This window comes from Streptomyces sp. NPDC059785, from assembly GCF_042732375.1.
Taxonomy (GTDB): domain Bacteria; phylum Actinomycetota; class Actinomycetes; order Streptomycetales; family Streptomycetaceae; genus Streptomyces.
Window position 1 is genome coordinate 62,929 of sequence record NZ_JBHWHV010000002.1, and the last position, 18,346, is coordinate 81,274.

Genomic DNA, 18,346 nt, shown 5'->3' on the forward strand with positions numbered 1-18,346 from the left:
CCTCCTGCGACGCATCGGCCGCGGCGAACGCATCGAACACTACGAGACCCAGCGCACCACCAGCGACGGCCGCGTCCTCGACGTCGACGTCACCCTCTGGCCCATCCGCCAGGACAACGGCACCGTCATCGGCGCCTGCTCCATCACCCGCGACATCACCGAACGCAAACAGGCCGACGCGGAACTGGCCGCGCTGCACGCGCAGCAGCGCCACATCGCCCTGGCGCTCCATCTGATGGGCATCTCCCAGCAGGTGCCGGGCGTGCTGGCCGCCAGCCGCTATCTGCCCTCGACCCAGGGCCAGGGCGTGGGCGGGGACTGGCTGGACGTGATCGACCTCGGGGCCGGGCGGGTCGGGGTGTTCGTCGGCGACGTGATGGGGCGCGGCCTCGACGCGGCCGTGGTCATGGGGCAGCTCCGTTCGGCGGCCCGCGCCCTGGCCGTGGCGGGGCTGCCGCCGGCCGAGCTGATGAAGGCGCTGAACGCGTTCACGCACAGCCTGCCCGAGCAGTTCGTCACCTGCGTCTATCTGGAGGCCGACCCCGGCAGGGGCGAGGTGACGGTGTGTTCGGCGGGCCATCTGCCCGTGTTCCACATCGCCTCGGACGGGACGGTCGACCGGCTGCCCGTGCCGACCAATGTGCCGCTGGGCGTGGGCGGGGTGCCGCACCAGCAGGTCCGCCTCTCCCTCCCGGCCGACGCGACCCTGGCCCTGTACACCGACGGGCTGGTGGAGACGTCGAGCAGTGACCTCGACACCCAGCTCGAGCTGCTGGCCGCCACCCTGCACACGGCCTTCGCCTCGGGCCAGGGCCTGGAGGCCGCCGCCGACCAGGTGCTGTGCACGCTGCTGCCGGACCAGGTCACCTACGCCGACGACATCACCCTGCTGCTCGTCGGCTTCCCCACCGCCCCGCTGGCCACCGCCGGGACGACGCTGACCACCGAGCCGGCCTCGGTGCCCGCCGGACGGCGCTTCCTCGGCCGGCTGCTGCGGTCGTGGCAGCTCGGCGCGCTGGCCGACACCGCCCTGCTGCTGGCCTCGGAGCTGCTGTCCAACGCGGTCTGCCACGCGCGGGGTCCGCTCGACGTACGGGTGTGGCACAGCGCGAGGGAGCTGGGCGTGGAGATCGGCGACCACAGCATCCCGCGCCCGCAGGCCCGGCTGGCGGACACCGCCGAGGAGAACGGACGCGGGCTGATGCTCGTCGAGACGCTCGCCGACGCCTGGGGCACCCGTCCCACCGCCGTCGGCAAGACCGTCTGGTTCACCCTCCTGAAGCCGCGGGCGAGCGGCGAGCCGTCGCCGCACTACCCCAGGCGCTCGGAGCTGCGCCAGGCGGTCGACGACATCGCGGTGCCGGTTCTGGAGACGGACGAGCACGCGGCGGCGCTCGACAAGCTGATCATCACCGGCGCCACCGACACCTGCTGGGGCGGGCCGGAGACCGGAGCGCCGCCGGTACTCGGCACCGCTGCGGAGAACACCGGTCCTCCTGCCTGAACGTTCGGCCAGGGTGAGTGAGCGCGGGGACTCAGGCCGCCGCGGCCTGCTCGCGCACCTCACGCACCTCGCGCACCTCGCGCACCTCGCGCCGCCAGAAGCCGGAGAAGGTGATGCGCGTCTTGGGGAGCCCGGCCCGGTGCAGATGCCGGCGGCCCTCCGTGGCGAGTCCCGATTCCCCGACGACGAAGGCGTAGCCCGACTCACCGGCGGGGACGTGCCGGCGCAGCTCGGCCAGCGCCGCCGCACCGGGCACCGCCGCGGTGTCCTCGCGCACCACCCAGGTCACGGTGACCCCGGCCGGTGCGTCGAGTTCACGCCGGTCGGCCGCCGTGGGCACCTCCTGGATGACCCGGCCGACGATGTCGCGCGGGAGCGACCTGAGGATGCCGCAGGTGGCCGGCAGTCCGCTCTCGTCGGCCACGACCAGGACGTCGGAGGCGTCGTCCGGACACTCGAACAGCAACCCCTGGTCGAGCAGGGCGAGTTCCTCACCCGGGGCGACCGCGCAGGCCCAGATCGCCGCGGCGCCCTCCGCCTCGCCGTCCGGACCGCAGTGCACGACGAAGTCGATGTCGAGTTCGGCGCTCGCGCGGCGGTAGTCCGCCACGGTGTAGTTGGCGCAGTGCGGCCGCACGTCCTCCGGGATCGCGAGGAAGCCCTTGTACCAGGTCGACCCGGAGATCTCCGGCAGGACGAAGCCCGCCTGGTGGGGTTTGCGCAGGAACAGGCGGAACCAGTGGTCGTAGCCCTGCCACGGGAACGCGGCGAGGTCCGGACCGGTCACCGTGACCCGCTGGATCGACGGTGACAGGCGCTCGCTGCGCACGACCCGGCAGCGGAACAGCTCGGGGTGCTTGGGCATCAGCCTCGGGTTTCTCGACACACAGGAAGGTTAGCCTAAGCTAATTGACTCTCCAACCCTCCATGTGTCTCCGTCTCGCACCTCACGCCACGGTGAGCTTGATGGCACCGGTGCAGGAGACCCCCGGGGTCAGGGCCGTGGCCGTGCCGTCGACCGTGGCCGTCAGCTTCCTTCCGCGCGGGGCCCGTACGGCGGCGTCGGCGGCGAGGGTGAGCGAGGTCAGGTACGAGGTGCCGGTGACGGTCCAGACGGAGCCGCCGTCCAGCCGGACGACCACGCCGTTGTTCACGGCGGCCTCCGCGGTGTTGGTGACGATGCCCAGCTCGGAGAAGAGGGACGCGTCGATGGACGGCACCCGGTGCTCGGCCGTGGACGCCGTGATGACGCCCGTCACCGTGGAGTCCTCGAAGGTGAGCACCATGTTCTTGCCGGTGCGCATGCCGTTGCAGAAGTCGCCGTCGAGGTCGATGGAGGTGAAGGTGGCCGCTCCGTCGGTGGTGTGCGCGGCGGTGACGTCGAAGGAGGTGTCCTTCTCGGGGGCACCGGTGGGCTCGGTGTAGACGCCGGTGTTGAGCATCTTGCCGTCGACGCTGACCGGGCCCGGGTCGTCCAGCTCGATCATCTGGAGGACGATCCCGTCCCGCGGGTTGAGCCGGGCGCCCTTCGAGCCGTAGACGGTGATCGCGGTCTGCTGGCCCTTGTTGAGGAAGGCGGCGCGCTCGGAGTTGACGACCGTGCCGCCGTCCAGGGTGAGCTGCCCCGCGCCGAAGAACATGTAGCCGAAATGGCCCGAGTTCACGACCGTGCTGCGCACCGGCAGCGCCTTCCGCTCGGCCTTGGACAGGCCGAGTTCCAGCTCGGCATCGAGCGCGGCCACGGCGTCGCGGGTGCTGTCGCCGTAGTGCACGACCGCGGCGGGCCCGGCGATGCTGGTGGCGTAGCTGCCGACGTCGAGCCGGGAGCCGAGGACGCGGACGGTGGCGTCGCCGATGGCGTAGGTGCCGTAGCCGTACGCGCCGGTGCTGCCGAAGTGGCTGTTGACCGCCGTCAGCCTCAGCCCGCTGCCGCCCTCCACCGACAGGGCGCCCCAGGTCTTTCGAGAAGACCGTGGAGTTCAGGTAGGTCGCTCTGCTGTTCCTGCCGACGAGGTTGGTGGCGCGCACATTGCCGTCCAGGCCCAGCATCCACGGCACGGACTGCATGTACGGGGTCTCGACGGTGGGCTGGCAGTCGGCGGGCAGGGTGCCGTTGCGGGTGCGGACGACAGAGTTCTTCATCCTCCATGGCGTTCGGCTGGCTGCCGAAGCCGGCCGGCGGGAGGGGGGACGGGGACGCGGGCCACGCGGGTGACATGAACCACGCGGGCCACGCGGGTGGCATGGGCGACGACGTACCCGCGGAGGAGGAGCTCAGCCTCCCAAAAGCCCTTGAGGACCGCACCCGTTCCGGCCCGCGCCGTTCCGGCCCGCCCCGCGACGGTGCGCGCCGCAGCGGTACGCGCCGCAGCGGTACGCGCCACGGCCGCACGCGTCTCGGCCGGGTGCGGGGCGCGGTCCTCTTCGCCCTGAGCACGGTGCTGGCGGCGGCCGCCCTGCCGACCGCCGCCGGCACCGCCACGGCCGCACCGGGCACCGATCTCTCCCCGCTGCCCTGGCCGACCGCCTGGCCGACGCTCACCTGGCCCCGGGAGACGGAGCCGAGCGCCACGCCCGCCCCCGGGCCGAGCCCGGCTCCCGATCCGGACGGCACGGACGACCGGAGCGAGGAGAACGAACAGGAGCGGGAAGCGACCCCCCAGGACGAGGCGGGCGGCAAGGACGAGGCGGGCGGCGGCGCCGAGGCCCCGCAGGTCACCCTCCCCTGCCTCACCGGCGTCGACACCGGGGGACTGCCGAACCCCGAGGAGGCCGAGCCCGGTGAACTGCCCGAGGACCCGGGCGACCTGACGGCGCTGCGCCCGCCGGTCGTCGTGGGCGACCAGCCGGGCCGCCCCCGCGCGACGTACCAGGTCAACACCGTCTACCCGGACGTCGGCGCCGACTCCCTGACCGCCTACGGGGCCGTCGTCCACGGCGCCACCTACCTCAAGACAGCCGGCGGCGGGCGGCTCAAGGTGCTGTGGGTGCACGCGGACCGGCTGGTCGCGGACGACTACGCCTTCCGTCTGGAGACCGGCGGCCAGGCGCAGACGATCGATGTCGACCTGGACATCCCCCAGGTCGACATCGACGTCACCCAGCTCACGGGCTCCATAACCATCCCCTTCATCGGCGTCGGCACCCCGCGCATCTGCATCGGCGCCGACGTCGTGCCGGCCAACCTGCCCATCGCCGTACAGCTCCCCGAACTGTCGGTCACCGCGGTGGAGGCGGGCCAGGTGCTGGTCGACGCGGAGACGGTCGGCTTCAGCGGCCTGAGCGCGCACAGCCGGCCCCGACAGGCAGCCAACAGCCAGCACACAGGAGGCAATCCCATGGGCCGCTACAGCCGGCTCCGCCGGATCGAGCGACTGGACCCGCGACAGGACTACGAGCAGATCTTCCGCTGGCTCACCCAGTACGAGTTCCCCTGGGACTACACGCAGGGCGTGTCGGTGGCCTTCCTGCGCGACTACGGCGTACCCCGCATCTCCCAACTCCGCGGCCGCACAAAGGAGTTCGAGCGCGCGGGCCAGAAGCGGTACGACGACACGGTGCCCGTACTGGCCACCACCGTGGTCGGGCCGAAGCGGTGGATCGACCGGTACGGCTGGCGGCGGCTCTCGGCGGCGGAGACCGAGAGCCTGGCGCTCGTGGGGCGGCGCATGGGCGAGCTGATGGGCATCACCGGACTGCCCGCCGACTACGCGGGCTTCGAACAGCTCCACGACGCCTACGAGAAGGAGATGTTCGCCTACGACCCGGCCAACCGGCGGGTCGCCGCGGCCACTCTGCGCGTGGTCACCGGCTGGTACCCGCGCCCGCTGCGCCCGCACGCCGCGCGGGCGTCACTGGCGGTCCTGGACGAGCCGCTGCTGACCGCGCTCGGCCTGCCGGAGCAGCCGCGCCGGCTGCGCACGGCGGTCCACCGTGCGCTGCGGGCCCGCGCCGCGCTGGTGCGCGCCCTGCCGCCCCGGCCGGACCGGTGGCCGCACCGGCCCAAGCCCCGCAGCTACCCCTTCGGCTGGGCCCTCGACGACCTCGGCCCGCACTGGGCGCACGGCAGACCGCTGGAGCCCCTGACCGAGGAGGTCCCGAACCCGGCCCCGGATCCGGCCTCTTCCTGAGAGCACCGATGACGGACGCCGACGGGCACATCCACCGGACCGGCCGCCCGGCGGGGTCCGGTCAGGCGTCGAGCAGCGGCGCCAGGTAGCGGCGGGCGAAGGCGCGGGCCTGCGCCTCGTCGTCCAGTTCGATGCTGCTGGCCGGGTTGAGCAGGAAGGAGACCGCGACCCGCACCATCAGCTCGGCGACCGGCCGGCAGTCGGAGCCGGGACGGCCCTCGGTCTGCTGAGCCCGGCTCAGATGCGCCGCCAGATAGTCGGTGGCGGCGGCGAGCGCGGGCCCGCCCTGGACGGTGAGGTACGGCAGGACCACTTCGGGTTCGAGCCGCAGCAGCCCCCCGAAGAGCGGATGCGCCCTGGTGTACCTGAGCACGACCACGAAGCCCTCGACGACCCGGTCCTCCATCGTGGGCAGCGACGCGACCGCCGAGTCCAGCTTCTGGAAGAAGCGGCTGCCCTCCCGCAGCAGACACGCCTCGACGAGCCCGTCCTTGGTCTGGAACCGCCGGTACACCGTCACCCGCGAGACGCCGGCCCGCTTGGCCACGTCGTCCACCGAGGACCGGCGCAGCCCGAACGTCGTGAACTGCTCGAGCGCGGCGTCCAGGATCCGCCGGGCCAGCTTTTCCTCCGTCTCGGGCCGGGCGATGGCCCGGGCGAGCAGGGAATCGTTCGCAGAAGTCGTCATGGTGCCTTCAACGGTACCGGCACCCACCCTGAAGCAACGCTGACACGTTATGCGTAAATCTGTATCCCCTTCTGTATCGGCGGACGGCCGCCGAGACGTACCCGGCGCTCAGTCGTCGTACAGGCCCGTCAGTTCGGTCGCGTACTTGTCCGTGATGACGCGGCGGCGCATCTTCAGCGACGGGGTGAGTTCGCCGGTCGCCGGGCCCCACTCCCCGGACAGCAGCCGGTACCGCTTGACCTGTTCGGTGCGATTGAGGCGGCTGTTGGCGTCGGCGACCGCCCGGTCCACCTCGCGCCGCACGTCGGGGTGGCCGGCCAGGGCCGCCGGATCGTCCCCGGTCCGGACGCCGTGCGCGGCGGCCCAGGCGGGCGCCACGTCGGGGTCGAGCACCAGCAGGGCGACCAGGTACGAGTGACCGTCACCGTGCACCAGCGCCTGGCCGATCAGCGGGTGCTCCTTCAGGGCGTTCTCCACCAGGGCCGGGGAGACGTTCTTGCCGGTGGAGGTGACGATCAGCTCTTTCTTGCGGTCCGTGATCCAGACGTAGCCGTCCTCGTCGATCCGGCCGACGTCGCCCGTGCGCAGCCATCCCTCCTCGTCCAGCACGGAACGCACCGAACCGTCCTCCCGGAGGTAACCGGCGAACACGGACTCGCCGCGCACCTCTAGCTCCCCGTCCCCCGCCGTCCGCACGCTCACGGACTTCACCGGCCGCCCGACCGACCCGAGGCGGAAGCCGGCGCGCGGGCTGTTGGTGGTGGCCACGCCCGTCGTCTCGGTCAGCCCCCACGCGTCCATGACGACGATCCCGAACCCGGCCCAGAAGCGCACCACGTCCAGCGGCATCGGCGCGGAGGCGCTGGCCGCCCAGGTGACGCGGTCGAGCCCGCCCGCGGCCAGCAGCGGCAGCAGCACCCGCTCGCGGCACTCCGCGTACGCGGCCGCCAGTTCGGCGGGCGGCTCCTCGCCGCGCTCGCGGAAGCCGACGTGCTCGCGCGCCGTCCGCGCCGCCTCCTCGACGGCCTCCTGCTGCTCCTGCGGCAGCGTGGCGAGCCCGGCGCGGACCGCCGCCGCGAGCTTCTCCCAGATCCTCGGCACACCGAAGAACTGCCGCGGCCGCACCTCGCGCACCACGTCGGCGACGACGGCCGGATCGGCGCACAGATGGACGTGGGAGGCGCGGTGGCAGGGCAGATAGATGCCGAGCATCCGCTCCGCGATGTGCGCGAGCGGCAGGTAGCAGATGTGCTCGACGTGCGGCGGCAGTTCCACCACGTCGTCCAGTGCCAGGGCGTTCGCCAGCACCTGCCGGTGGGTCAGCACCACGCCCTTGGGCTCCCCGGTGGTGCCGGAGGTGTAGACGACGGTCAGCGGGTCGTCGGGGTGCGCCGCGTCCAGCACCTTCGCGAACCGCTCCGGCACCGGCTCGCGGTGCAGCGCCGCGTACGGGAGGTGCGGGCCCTCCTCGCCCGGCTCCACGACCACGAGCCGGGTCAGCGGTGTGCCGGCGTCGTCCAGGAGCGGCGCCCAGACCTCCGCCTGGGCGGCGCCCGCCACCACGGCCAGCGCCGCCCGGCAGTTGCGGGCGATGTGCGCGATCTGGGCCGGCGCGGAGGTGCCGTAGACGCTGACCGGTACGGCGCCGAGCCGCACCAGGGCGAGGTCGGACAGCCAGTGCTCGGGTCTGTTGGGCATCATCAGCAGCACGTGGTCGCCGCGGCCGACGCCGAGCGCCGCGTAGCCCGCCGCGAGACGGGTGGTGTGCTCCCTGACCTGGGACCAGGTGAGAGTGGTGCGGCCGCCGTCGTCGTCGGCACCTTCGCCGTGCGGGTCGCGCCAGGACAGGGCGGGCAGGTCCGGATACCGGCGGGCGTTGCGTTCCAGGAGCAGCGGCAGCGTCTGCTCCGCCGTTCGTTCCCCCTCGGTGCGCGGGGCTGATGTCATGACGCCTCCTGGCGGAATCGGGTGGAGCGGGGTCGGCACACCGGTGGGACACGCAGACATACTTAGCGGTCGCTAAGAAGGTAGGAGGGGTTCCCTTGAGCGGTCAATGGTCGTGACGCGGCCACTTGCCACGGCCGTAACCGAAAACACTGAACGAGCGATAAGTGCCGCGACGGGCGCGCCGCGGGTCCTGCGGGCTTACGATGTCCCCGCCGGACACGCACAGGAGGAGCACGATTGAGCACGCAGCCGAGCCCAGAGGTCACCGCCGCGCCGCACTGGCGCGCCTACGGTCCGCTCGACCTGCACCCGATCCTCCTGCACGCGATGGAGGCGTTCAACGAGCACGGCTACCACGGCACTTCGGTGCGGGACATCGCCGCCCGGGTGGGCGTCACCGTACCCGCGCTCTACTACCACTACGAGAACAAGCAGGCGCTGCTCGCGACGCTCCTCGAGACGTCGATGAAGGACGTCCTCGACCGCTGCCGGGCCGCCGCCGCCGAAGCGGGTGACGATCCGCGGGCCCGCTTCTGCGCCATGATCGAGGCGATCGTGCTCTACATGGCCCACCGCAAGGGCCTGGCCTTCCTGGACACCGAGATCCGCAGCCTGGAACCCGCCAACCGGGCCCGTTACGTGGCGCTGCGCGACTACCTGGAACACATGCTGCTCGACACGGTGCGGGCGGGCACGGCGCGAGGTGTCTTCACCACCCCGATCCCCGCCGACGCGGTGCGCGCGGTGCTCATCATGTGTCAGGGCGTGGCCAACTGGTACCGGACGGAGGGACCGCTGACCGCCGAGGAGATCGCCCGGCGGCACGTCCTGCTGAGCCTCGGCACGGTGGGCCACCCCTCGTGAACGTGGCGGAACGGGGCACGGCGTGACGGCGGAACATGGCGGAGCCCGGGAGTCGTATCCAGCTCCCGGGCCCCTGGGGATGCCACCCAATTGCGCACGCCGGTGGCGTTGAAGAGGACGGATCACCTTCACGCCGTCGCGTTCTGCCTTTGAACTACCGCACCGTGCCAGAGGTGCAGGCGAGAGTCGAACTCGCACTCGACGGCAGTCGTCCGTCCCCGGTCGATCCGGCGATCGGCGGCAATGCTGAGACTGGAGCGAGAGTCTGAGATTGAGACGGCGGCTTTTCGCCGCCGCTGTTTCAGGCTGAACGTCAGCTTCAGCTTGCGCTCCTCACGCGAACCGGTCCTCAATCCGGCCCGCGCCTGTCGCGCACCCCCGCGCTCGCACGCGGGGGCGATCGTGGAGGCTACCCGTGGCGGCGTCAGCCGAACAGGTAGCCGAACACCGCGTCGCCGACCCGCTGGTCGGCGACCTCGGCGCCGTTGGCCTCCTCACGGGCGAACTTCACCGCCCGCTGGAGCTTCTCGACGCGGTCGAGCAGCTCGTTCACCCGGCGCGCGGGGAGCGCCCCGGAGAACTTCACCGTGGTCCAGTATCCGATCGGCACGTCCTCGTAGTACACCTCGACCTGCGCCGGGTGCTTCTCGGTCGCCTCCGCCTTCACATGGTTGCGCGGGACCTTCTTCGTGCGGATCGTGCGGACCGGGTCCGTCTTCCACCAGTCCGTGGACGGGTCGTGGGACCAGGACTCGGCGGCGTCGAGCACGGGGAGCTTCTTGACAAAGGTGTGCAGGTCGGTGAGCTGCTTCTCCAGGAACAGCAGATAGCTCACCGGGACGTCCGCGAGGATCGTCCGCCCGTCGACGGTGACGTCCGCGCTCGCCGTGCGGTTCGCCCAGTCCTTGGTGGCCGTCACGTCGAACAGCCGGGTCAGCGACGCCGACATCTCGCGCAGCACGTCCTCGGCCTGGACCTGGACCCGCGTGGACTCGGGCGGGAGCTGCTCGCCCTCCTCGTCCTTCGGCTGGTACGTACGCGACAGACCGGCCAGCAGCGCCGGCTTCTGCACCTTGTGATGGGCCGCGGTGATGTCCTGGAACGACTTGCTCTTGACACCCTTTTCCACGGCGATGATCTGATTGAGCTTCGCCACTTCGTTCCCCCTTACGAACAGCAGGAACGTAGCAGCCTGCGTCGATCACCCGCACTTCCTTTTTCCTCCTCCACCATCGGGTACACGCGGTGAACCGATGGGCCGGGCTCATCCGATGAACAGAGCAGAACGAGCGGGAGGTGCGCATGACGGTGCTGGCGGTGCCCTTGTGGGACATGGGCAATGGGCAGGGGCCGCGGCAATGGGCCGAACTCGGCCTCGCCCTGCTGCTGTCGACGCTGATCGGCTGGGAGCGCGCGGCACAGCAGAAGAGCGCGGGGCTGCGGACGCACACGCTGGTCGGCATCGCCAGCGCGCTGATGATGGAGGTCTCCCAGCACGGCTTCAGCAACGTGCTCGGTTTGGACAACGTCTCCTTCGACCCCTCGCGGGTGGCCGCCCAGGTCGTCTCCGGCATCGGCTTCATCGGCGGCGGCCTGATCTTCGTACGGCGCGACGCGGTCCGTGGCCTGACCACCGCCGCGACGATCTGGCTGACCTGCGCGGTCGGCATGGCCTGCGGTGGCGGACTGCCCGTCCTCGCCGTCGCCGTCACCGCGCTGCACTTCCTCGTCGTGCGCGGGTACCCCCTGCTGACCGCCCGCCTCGTCCCGGGCACCGCGGCCACCACGGCCGAGCTGCGGCTGACCTACCTCACGGGACAGGCCCTGCTGCCGCAGATGATGGAGACGTGCACCCGGCACGGCTTCCGCATCCTCCAGGTCAGAGCCGACCGGCTGCCCGGCCGCGCCGACAGCGCGGCCCGTGTCCTGCTCGAGCTGGAAGGCAGAGCCGACTCCGGCCTGCTGGTCTCCGAGCTGTTCCGCAACGAGGGCGTCCTGGAGGCGGAGGTGACCACCGCGACCGACGACGAGTGACGCCGACCGGCGGCGACGGGCGGCAGCGAGTGACGACGGCCGACGGCGAGTGACCCACTATTGGGCCGGACTTCATCCCCGTGACGCACGGGGCCTCTTGGCCCGGAAGTGAAAAGCGGGGAAGCTGAAGTCCCATTCCCCCCACAGCCGTTGGGCTGCGCCCGAAATCCGAGGAGGACGCAGTGTCGTCGAACACATCCGGAACCCGCCGCAGGAGATGGCTCATAGGTCTGGCCGGTGCCGCCGGCCTCGTGATCGCCTTCCCCTCGGTCGCCTTCGCCGCCCCGCCGACCGCGCTGCCCGCCAACGCCGAGGCCGCGGAAAACACGTACCAGCCCGCCTTCGACTACGACACGGACGGCTGCTACTCCACGCCCGCCATCGGCCCGGACGGCGCGATCAACGGCGGCCTCAACCCGACCGGCGCCCTCAACGGCAACTGCCGTGACGCATCCGACCTCGACAACACCAACAGCTACTCGCGCTACAAGTGCAACAACGGCTGGTGCGCCTATATGTACGGCCTGTACTTCGAGAAGGACCAGGCCCTCGCCGGCAGCAGCATCGGCGGCCACCGCCACGACTGGGAGCACGTCGTGGTGTGGGTGCAGAACGGCGCCGTGCAGTACGTGTCGACCTCCAACCACGGTTCGTTCACCGTGCACGCGGCGTCCACGGTCCGCTTCGACGGGACGCACGCGAAGATCGTCTACCACAAGGACGGCATCAGCACCCACTGCTTCCGGCTCGCGACCGCGAACGACGAGCCGCCGGAGAATCACAAGGGCACCTGGCAGTACCCGCCCCTGGTCGGCTGGAACGGCTACCCGTCGGGGCTGCGCGACAAGCTCAGCTCGTACGACTTCGGCAGCGCCAACTTCGGCCTGAAGGACGCCAGTTTCGCCTCGCACCTGACGTCGGCCAAGCCGTCCGGGATCACCTTCGACCCGAACGCCTGACCCCACAGGTCCCCTCCCGCCGTCCGGCGGGAGGGGACGCACCGCGCGCGGTCAGCCGCTGAAGTACCAGTGCGTGTCGTCGTCGCTGCCGTCGCTGCACGTGCCGATCTGGAGAGCGGCGTCGTTCCCCGCGTGCGTACCGGCCACGTTCAGGCACAGGTCGCGGCTCTTCTGGTTGCGGATCCAGTACGTGCCGTCGGAGCGCGGGTCGAGCCACCAGAACTGGTTGTCGTTCTTCGTCGCCTGGCAGGGGTACTCGGTGATCCGCGTCCCGGCCGCCGCGGCACCGTAATTGGGCAGGTCCATGCACAGCCCGTCCTTGCTGTTGCGGACCAGGAACAGCACCGAGCCTTCGGGGCCGCTGCCCGCCTCCTTGTGCGCCACCAGGTCCCACAGCTGGTTGTCGCCCGAGGTCCCGTTGCACGGGTACTGGTTGACCGGACCGTCCACCTTGCCGTTGCCGTACGCGGGCACGTCCGCGCACTGGCCCGTCGCCACGTTCTTCAGCAGCACCCGGCTCTGGCTCGACGCGCTGTTCGCCCGGTCCCGGGCGCTCGGAGCGGCGGCCTTCTCCGTCTTCGCCTTGGTGGTCTTCTTCGTCTTCTCGGCCGCCGGTTCGGACGACGCCGGGGCGGTGTCCGGAACCGCCGCGACCTTCCTCGCGGTGTCCTTCTTCTCGGCGGACGGGGACGCGGAGGGGCTCGGCGACGAGGACGGCGACTCGGCCAGGTACCCGGCCACGTCGTTGTCCGACGGACCGGGGGCGAGGGTCATCCCGCCCGCCGCCTCCGTGTGCACCGTGTTGTCCGAGTCGTCGTCCGACGCCATGACCAGGAACGGTACGGCGAGCAGCAGGGCGCCCGCGATGCCCGCGGCGGCGAGCACCGGACCGCGGGGCCGGCCCGGAGCCGCCGCGGCGGCAGCGGCGGCCCGCTCGCCCGCCCCGCCGTCCGCAGCGGCGACGGCGACGGCGGTGGCGGTGGCGACGGCGGGTTCGTCGGCCTCCGCGGCGGCTTTCGCGGTGGCGCCGGGACCGGGACCGTCGGGCTCATCGGTGGCGGGGTCGGCGGCATCGCTTTTACGGGAACCGGTTTTGACGGCGGCGGGCTCGCTGGTGGCGGATTCGCCCGCGGAGGGGACGTCAGCGGCCGGGGCGTCGGGGGCGGGGGCGTCGGGGGCGAGGCCGTCCGCGGCGGACTTGCTGGTGGCCGGCTCGGCCTCGGGGGTTCCGCCGGAGGCCGACTTGCTGGTGGCCGGCTCGGCCTTGGTCGTCTCGCCGGCGGCGGCGCGCTTGCCCGCGGCTGCCTTCTTCTCGCTCGTCGTCGCGGGGCGCGGGGCGTGTTCGGCTGCCGGTTCCGCTGCCAGAAGGTCCAGGTCCGGCTCCGGCTGCACCGCGGGCGCGGGTACGGACACGGCGCGCCGGACGGAGACGGTGGGCTGCGGCGGGTTGGCCGAGGGTTCGTTCGGGCGGGGCATGACTGCTCCTGGTCTGAGTGCGGCGGGGGGAACGGGGGTCAGACGAAAGTGCCGGATCCGGAGTGCGCGCCGTGCACCGAAAGGGTCTGCACAGGCTTGAGGGCCGACTCGGGCTGCGGCTTCTCGGGGGCGGACGGTGCGTTGGGTGCGGTGGTGCTGGGGATGGCGGTGCTGGATGCGGTGGTGCTGGATGCGGTGGTGCTGGGTGCGGTGGTGCTGGGGATGGCGGTGCTGGGTCTGGTGGTGCTGGATGCGGTGGTGCTGGGGGTGGCGGTGCTGAAGGCGGCGGTGCTCAAGGTGGCGGTGGCGGGCTCGGTGGGTTCCGCGGTCGCCGGGGGCAGGTGCGGGTCCGGGGCGCCCGCCACCGCCGGGATCGCTACGGCTCTTCGGACGGATACGGCCCGGGTCCGGCCGGGGGCCCGGTCCGGGGTCCGGTCGGGTATCTGGTGGGGGGACATCGCCCTGCTGCTCCTGTCAGGATCCGTCAATGATCTTCGTTGTATCAGTCGTGGCCGACCGGTCCGGCACAACGGTCCGGCCACTTGCCCGAACCCGGGGCGAGACGCCGGGCCAGGCTGTGTTCGAGACGGGCGAGCGCGGTGTCGTCGGCGTCACCGAGCACCGTCGCGGCACCGGCGGCGTCGGGCAGCTGGCGCAGCAGCACCAGCGGACCGTCCCCGCCGTCGCGGACGTCGAGAACACGGAACGTGGTGCCGGGCGGGAAAACGATGTCGCCCCTTTCGTCCTGCACCTCCCCAACCCGGCGGCCCGTGATCGACCAGATCGCGTACGCCACGCCCGCGATCTGGTCCGTACCCTCCGGGTCGAGCGGCAGCCCGCTCAACGGCCCCGCTTCACGCAGGAGTTGCCCCCGGGTCGGCGCCGCGCAACCATCACCGTCACCGGCGCCGGGGCCGCGTACCACGGTCCCGCGGTAGGCGGGCAGCCGCGCCAGCCCGGACGCCAGGCAGGCGGCGTACGGTACGAGCCGCTCCTCGCCCGCGCGCAACGAACGCATCAGCTCCTCGTACCCGAGACCGCCCTCGTCTCCGAGACCGCCCTCGTCTCCGTCCCCGCCCTGCGCGTACATGCGCACGGCGGTCAGGTCGGCGCGCGCCGCGTCCTGCTCCATGCCGCGCAGTGCGGGCATCCCGGCCAGCACGCGGTCCACGGCGGCGCCGTGGCGTCCCCACACGGGTTCCGCGAGCGCCCGGAAGGCGGCGCGCTCGGACGCGGTGCTGCGGTGCCGCGGCGAGACGGGGCCGGTGCCGAGCCCGGTGCCGAGCCCGGTGCCGGGTTCACCGGACAGCTTCGCTGCCGGGACGCTTCCGGACCGCAGCGCGGACTCCGCCACCGATCCGGTAACCGGTTCCGGATCCGCAGCCGCAGCCGCAGCCGCAGCCGCAGCAGGATCCGAACCCACGGCCTCGATCACCATCGCAGTCGCGCTCGCAGTCGCAGTCGCAGTCGCGGCCTCAGCCTCAGTCGGTCGAGCACCTGACGACGTCTCGGTCCCGGAAGCCGACTCGCCGGCCGCCTCCGCTCCACCGGTCAGGGCCATCTCGATCACCGACGCCGTCCCGGCCGCCGAAGCCTTCTCCGGAGTTGGAACCGGAGCCGGAGCCTTATCCGGAACGGAAGCCGAAGCCTCCCCTGAAGCCGGAGCCGCCCCGGAAGCCGGAGCCTTCCCCGCACCCGGCGCCGGCGGGCGTGGCCGCCGTACAGGTGCCGGTGCCGGGGCGAAGCGGATGACACGGAGGCCGGAGTCGGCTGCCAGGGCGCGCAGGGCGCGGCCGCCGTCGGACGGTGCCGCGTGGACGTGCAGCGTGGTGCGGCCGCGCAGGTCCGGGGAGACTCCGGCGAGCAGCCGGGACAGCTCGGGGAGCAGGGAGGGCGCGAGCCGTTCACCGGGGCGGCCCACCTCCACGACGGGCCCCTCGGGGCTCACCGCCCGTCCGGCGAGCGGCACGGGCGTGCCGTCCCGCGGCCCCACCCACAGCCCGGCCCGGGTGACGCCGGCCCGCCACTCGTCGGAAAGCGCCACCTCGCCGTCCGGGGCGTCGCGGAACTCGCGCAGCGGCGGGTACCAGCGCGTCAGCCGCGGCGGCACGGGCCGTTCGGCGTCCCGCGCCGGCGCGCACCGTACCGAGTCCACGAACGGCACCCAGCTCGGCGTACCGTCCCGGTCGGTCAGCACCGACCGGACCCCGTACTCGCCCAGCGGGCCGTCCGCGGCGAACAGCGGCAGCCCCGTGGCGACCTCGATCTCCGTGTCGAGGGTGGTCGCCAGCGACCGGGCGAGCGGCAGCAGGTCACGGCGTCCGCCGGGGGCCAGCCGTACGCCGCCGCGCACGTCGGCCGGCAACTGTCCGAGCAGCCGCGCGACGTCGCCCGCCGACACGTCCTCGCCCTGGGGCACGCCCACGATCACGGCCGGGCGCCGCGGGTCGACCGGTACGGCGTGGATGAGGTCACCGGTGTCGGGCGGGGTCGCGTCGACCGGGCGGATCAGCAGCCCGGCCGGTACCTGGTGCACCACGCATCCGTCCACCGCCCCGGCCGGCACCTCGCGCAGCGCGGGCTGCCAGCCGGGCGCCGGCGTACGGGGACCGAGCAGCACGGGCACCCGCCCCGGCGCGAACCGCCACCAGCCGCCGCTGCCACGGCCCCCGCCGACGTCGTTGCCGCCTTGGCCGTCGCCGTCGTCGGGCGGTACGAACACCGATCCGCCGGGGACCACGAGCACCGGCCCGTCGGGGGCCTCGATCTCCAGGTCCCGCTGGTCGGCCAACCGGCGGGCGAGGGCGGGCCGTTCCCCGGCGTCGCGGCCGACGCCCGCCATCACCAGCCGTACCGAACGGGTGCCTTCCTCGCGCAGGGAGTCGAGCAGTTCGGCGAGCCGCGGCCACAGCACGCCCGGTGTGTCGCCCTCGGCTCCCACGACGACGGTGACCGTGCCTTCCCGCGACCCCAGGTTGCGCGAGAGATCGGTGACGTCCGACGGGTGCAGGGTTTCGTCGGTGGGCAGCCGCAGCAGCAGAAGGCCGCCGTGATCCTCGACGAGCACCCGGGGTGCGGGGCGCTCGGAGCCACCTGCCGGTTCCTGTGCGGTGGACGGCCGTGCCCGGCCGCCACGGCGCCGGGCGAAGGGGCCGGTGAAGCGGCTCACTCGCGTGCCTCTTTCGTGTCCTGCCGGTACGGGACCGCGTCCCGGACTCCGGCGGTGGTGCTGTCGGTGCGCTGCGGAAACGTCCGTGATCGTCGCAATCGGAATTCAAATCGAAGTCGGGAGCGAAGTCGAGATCGGAAGGGGATTGGAAGCGGGACCGTAACCGGAACGGGGCGCGGAACGACGCCCCCGGCCGTCCCGCACCACAGGTCCATCTCCTTGCCATTCCCGCGCCGTCCACGCGTCACTGCCGGGCCATTGCCGGGCCGGCGCCGCCCGTCCCCCGTCCCCCGCCGCCCGCCATCACACGGCCGCGAGCGAGACCTCGGTGGACTTGATCAGGACGGTGACGGCGGCGCCCGCCGTCAGGTGCAGGTCGGCGACCGCGTCCTTGGTGATCGCGGCCGTCAGTTCGCCGCCCTCGACGGAGACCTTGACCGACGCCATGGCGCCGCCGACGGCGACCTCGCGCACCGTGCCGGGCAGCCGGTTGCGGATGGAGAGGCCCGTCACGGGACCGGTGGCCAGCGCGACCTCCGTGGACTTGGCCAGGGTGCGCACGGCGGAACCCTCGGCGAGACCGAGGTCCTTCACGGCGTCCAGGGTGATGGCGGCGGTGATGTCCTGACCGCCGTCGAGCCGGACCTTGACCGTCGCCATGACCGCGCCCGTGGTGATGGCGGTGACCGTGCCGGGGATCTGGTTGCGGATGCTCAGGCTCATGGTGGAACGCCTCGCAGGTAAGTGGTTGATTTGCCACATTTTGCGTTGCTCTGTGGTCACTGTAGCCCGGCGGCGGCGACGGCGTCCCCGCTCGGCGGACGCCGCGTTCGCCCCGCCGCCGCGCACGCCTCGGCGTCCCACCGCAAATGCGATAGGGATTCCGCCGATCCACTGGCGAGAGCCAGGTCTGCACGTGATCGAGCTGGCAGACGCGTTTGCGCGTGACGTGCGTCCGGGTACGGTTCTGCGGGAGGTGACAGCCCGTGAGCCAGTCCCTCGCGCCCACCGGTCCGGCGGCCGGTCCGGTGGCGGAAGTCGTCCTCACCGGCGACCTGACCCGTCCGGCCCGGCTGACGGTGCCCGCGCTGCTCGCCTGGCCCCAGCACCGCACGCGCGTGAGCTTCGAGTGCGCCACCAGCGGCACCCAGCACCACAGCTTCACCGGGCCGCTCCTGCACGACGTCCTGACGGCCGCCGGGCCCGCCTTCGACCCGGCCCGGCGCAAGGACCGCCTGCGCTTCCTGATCGCCGTACGTGCCGCGGACGGTCACCACGCCCTGCTGTCCTGGGCGGAGATCGACCCGGACTTCGGCCGTGCGCCCGTCCTGCTCGCGGTCACCATCGACGACAGCCCGCTCGACCGCGCGGGCCCCCAGCTCGTCCTGCCCCCGGACCGCTGCGGCGCCCGGCACCTCAGCGGCATCCGGGCGATCCGGGTGGACGGCGGCTACCAGGGCGCAAGCGGCACCTGGTGAACCCGCCTCCCCGGACGGCTCGTCGGCGGGCGGCTCAGCCGTTGCGCAGGAGCGCGTGGGCGAAGGCGAGGCGCCGGTCCAGCCAGGCCGCCCGGCC

General features: G+C 72.6%; 15 protein-coding genes. 6 read left to right on the forward strand and 9 right to left on the reverse strand.

Annotation, left to right across the window (positions count from 1 at the left end; translation table 11 throughout):
- On the forward strand, positions 1-1,504 hold a 1,504-nt coding region (locus tag ACFV6E_RS01755; protein ID WP_385458802.1), incomplete at its 5' end, for a SpoIIE family protein phosphatase.
- 31 nt (positions 1,505-1,535) lie between these two features.
- On the opposite strand, the gene ACFV6E_RS01760 is transcribed toward ACFV6E_RS01755, so the two are convergent.
- A complete protein-coding gene (locus ACFV6E_RS01760; protein ID WP_385458804.1) occupies positions 1,536-2,369 on the reverse strand; it encodes a siderophore-interacting protein in 834 nt (277 codons plus the stop codon).
- A gap of 82 nt (positions 2,370-2,451) precedes the next feature.
- Positions 2,452-3,444 (reverse strand): hypothetical protein, encoded by a 993-nt coding sequence (locus ACFV6E_RS01765; RefSeq protein ID WP_385164885.1) that lies wholly within the window; start codon positions 3,442-3,444, stop codon positions 2,452-2,454.
- Positions 3,445-4,842: 1,398 nt separating this feature from the next.
- Between ACFV6E_RS01765 and ACFV6E_RS01770 the strand changes: the two genes are divergently transcribed.
- Complete coding sequence (locus ACFV6E_RS01770) at positions 4,843-5,634, forward strand: oxygenase MpaB family protein (protein ID WP_385458936.1); 792 nt, start codon at positions 4,843-4,845, stop codon at positions 5,632-5,634.
- Between the two features lie 61 nt (positions 5,635-5,695).
- Here ACFV6E_RS01770 and ACFV6E_RS01775 read toward each other — a convergent pair whose 3' ends face one another.
- Together ACFV6E_RS01775 and ACFV6E_RS01780 are read right to left on the reverse strand one after the other, a co-directional pair.
- Positions 5,696-6,322 (reverse strand): TetR family transcriptional regulator, encoded by a 627-nt coding sequence (locus ACFV6E_RS01775; protein ID WP_385164894.1) that lies wholly within the window; start codon positions 6,320-6,322, stop codon positions 5,696-5,698.
- A 108-nt stretch (positions 6,323-6,430) separates the two neighbouring features.
- Positions 6,431-8,269, reverse strand: coding sequence for an AMP-dependent synthetase/ligase (locus tag ACFV6E_RS01780; RefSeq protein WP_385458806.1), 1,839 nt, complete (start codon positions 8,267-8,269; stop codon positions 6,431-6,433).
- A 237-nt stretch (positions 8,270-8,506) separates the two neighbouring features.
- On the opposite strand from ACFV6E_RS01780, the gene ACFV6E_RS01785 reads away from it, so the two are divergent.
- Complete coding sequence (locus ACFV6E_RS01785) at positions 8,507-9,133, forward strand: TetR/AcrR family transcriptional regulator (RefSeq protein WP_385458808.1); 627 nt, start codon at positions 8,507-8,509, stop codon at positions 9,131-9,133.
- Between the two features lie 424 nt (positions 9,134-9,557).
- Here the strand turns inward: ACFV6E_RS01785 and ACFV6E_RS01790 are convergent, their stop codons facing one another.
- The gene (locus ACFV6E_RS01790; protein ID WP_385164902.1) at positions 9,558-10,289 is read right to left on the reverse strand and encodes a hypothetical protein; all 732 of its coding nucleotides are present in this window, start codon (positions 10,287-10,289) and stop codon (positions 9,558-9,560) included.
- A gap of 146 nt (positions 10,290-10,435) precedes the next feature.
- Here ACFV6E_RS01790 and ACFV6E_RS01795 point away from each other — a divergent pair, with 146 nt between their 5' ends.
- On the forward strand, positions 10,436-11,167 hold the full coding sequence (locus tag ACFV6E_RS01795; protein ID WP_385164905.1) for an MgtC/SapB family protein: 732 nt from the start codon (positions 10,436-10,438) through the stop codon (positions 11,165-11,167).
- A gap of 182 nt (positions 11,168-11,349) precedes the next feature.
- The gene (locus tag ACFV6E_RS01800; RefSeq protein ID WP_385164907.1) at positions 11,350-12,126 is read left to right on the forward strand and encodes an NPP1 family protein; all 777 of its coding nucleotides are present in this window, start codon (positions 11,350-11,352) and stop codon (positions 12,124-12,126) included.
- A 51-nt stretch (positions 12,127-12,177) separates the two neighbouring features.
- On the opposite strand, the gene ACFV6E_RS01805 is transcribed toward ACFV6E_RS01800, so the two are convergent.
- The 4 genes from ACFV6E_RS01805 to ACFV6E_RS01820 all read right to left on the reverse strand — a co-directional run bounded on the left by ACFV6E_RS01805 (position 12,178) and on the right by ACFV6E_RS01820 (position 17,494).
- Positions 12,178-13,602: an RICIN domain-containing protein gene (locus ACFV6E_RS01805; RefSeq protein WP_385458810.1), complete on the reverse strand. Its 1,425-nt coding sequence runs from the start codon at positions 13,600-13,602 to the stop codon at positions 12,178-12,180.
- Between the two features lie 38 nt (positions 13,603-13,640).
- A complete protein-coding gene (locus ACFV6E_RS01810; protein WP_385458811.1) occupies positions 13,641-14,060 on the reverse strand; it encodes a hypothetical protein in 420 nt (139 codons plus the stop codon).
- A 44-nt stretch (positions 14,061-14,104) separates the two neighbouring features.
- Positions 14,105-16,771 (reverse strand): hypothetical protein, encoded by a 2,667-nt coding sequence (locus tag ACFV6E_RS01815; RefSeq protein ID WP_385458813.1) that lies wholly within the window; start codon positions 16,769-16,771, stop codon positions 14,105-14,107.
- A gap of 303 nt (positions 16,772-17,074) precedes the next feature.
- Positions 17,075-17,494: a molybdopterin-binding protein gene (locus tag ACFV6E_RS01820; RefSeq protein ID WP_385164919.1), complete on the reverse strand. Its 420-nt coding sequence runs from the start codon at positions 17,492-17,494 to the stop codon at positions 17,075-17,077.
- 263 nt (positions 17,495-17,757) lie between these two features.
- Here ACFV6E_RS01820 and ACFV6E_RS01825 point away from each other — a divergent pair, with 263 nt between their 5' ends.
- The gene (locus ACFV6E_RS01825) at positions 17,758-18,249 is read left to right on the forward strand and encodes a molybdopterin-dependent oxidoreductase (protein ID WP_385164922.1); all 492 of its coding nucleotides are present in this window, start codon (positions 17,758-17,760) and stop codon (positions 18,247-18,249) included.
- The last annotated feature ends 97 nt before the right edge of the window (positions 18,250-18,346 follow it).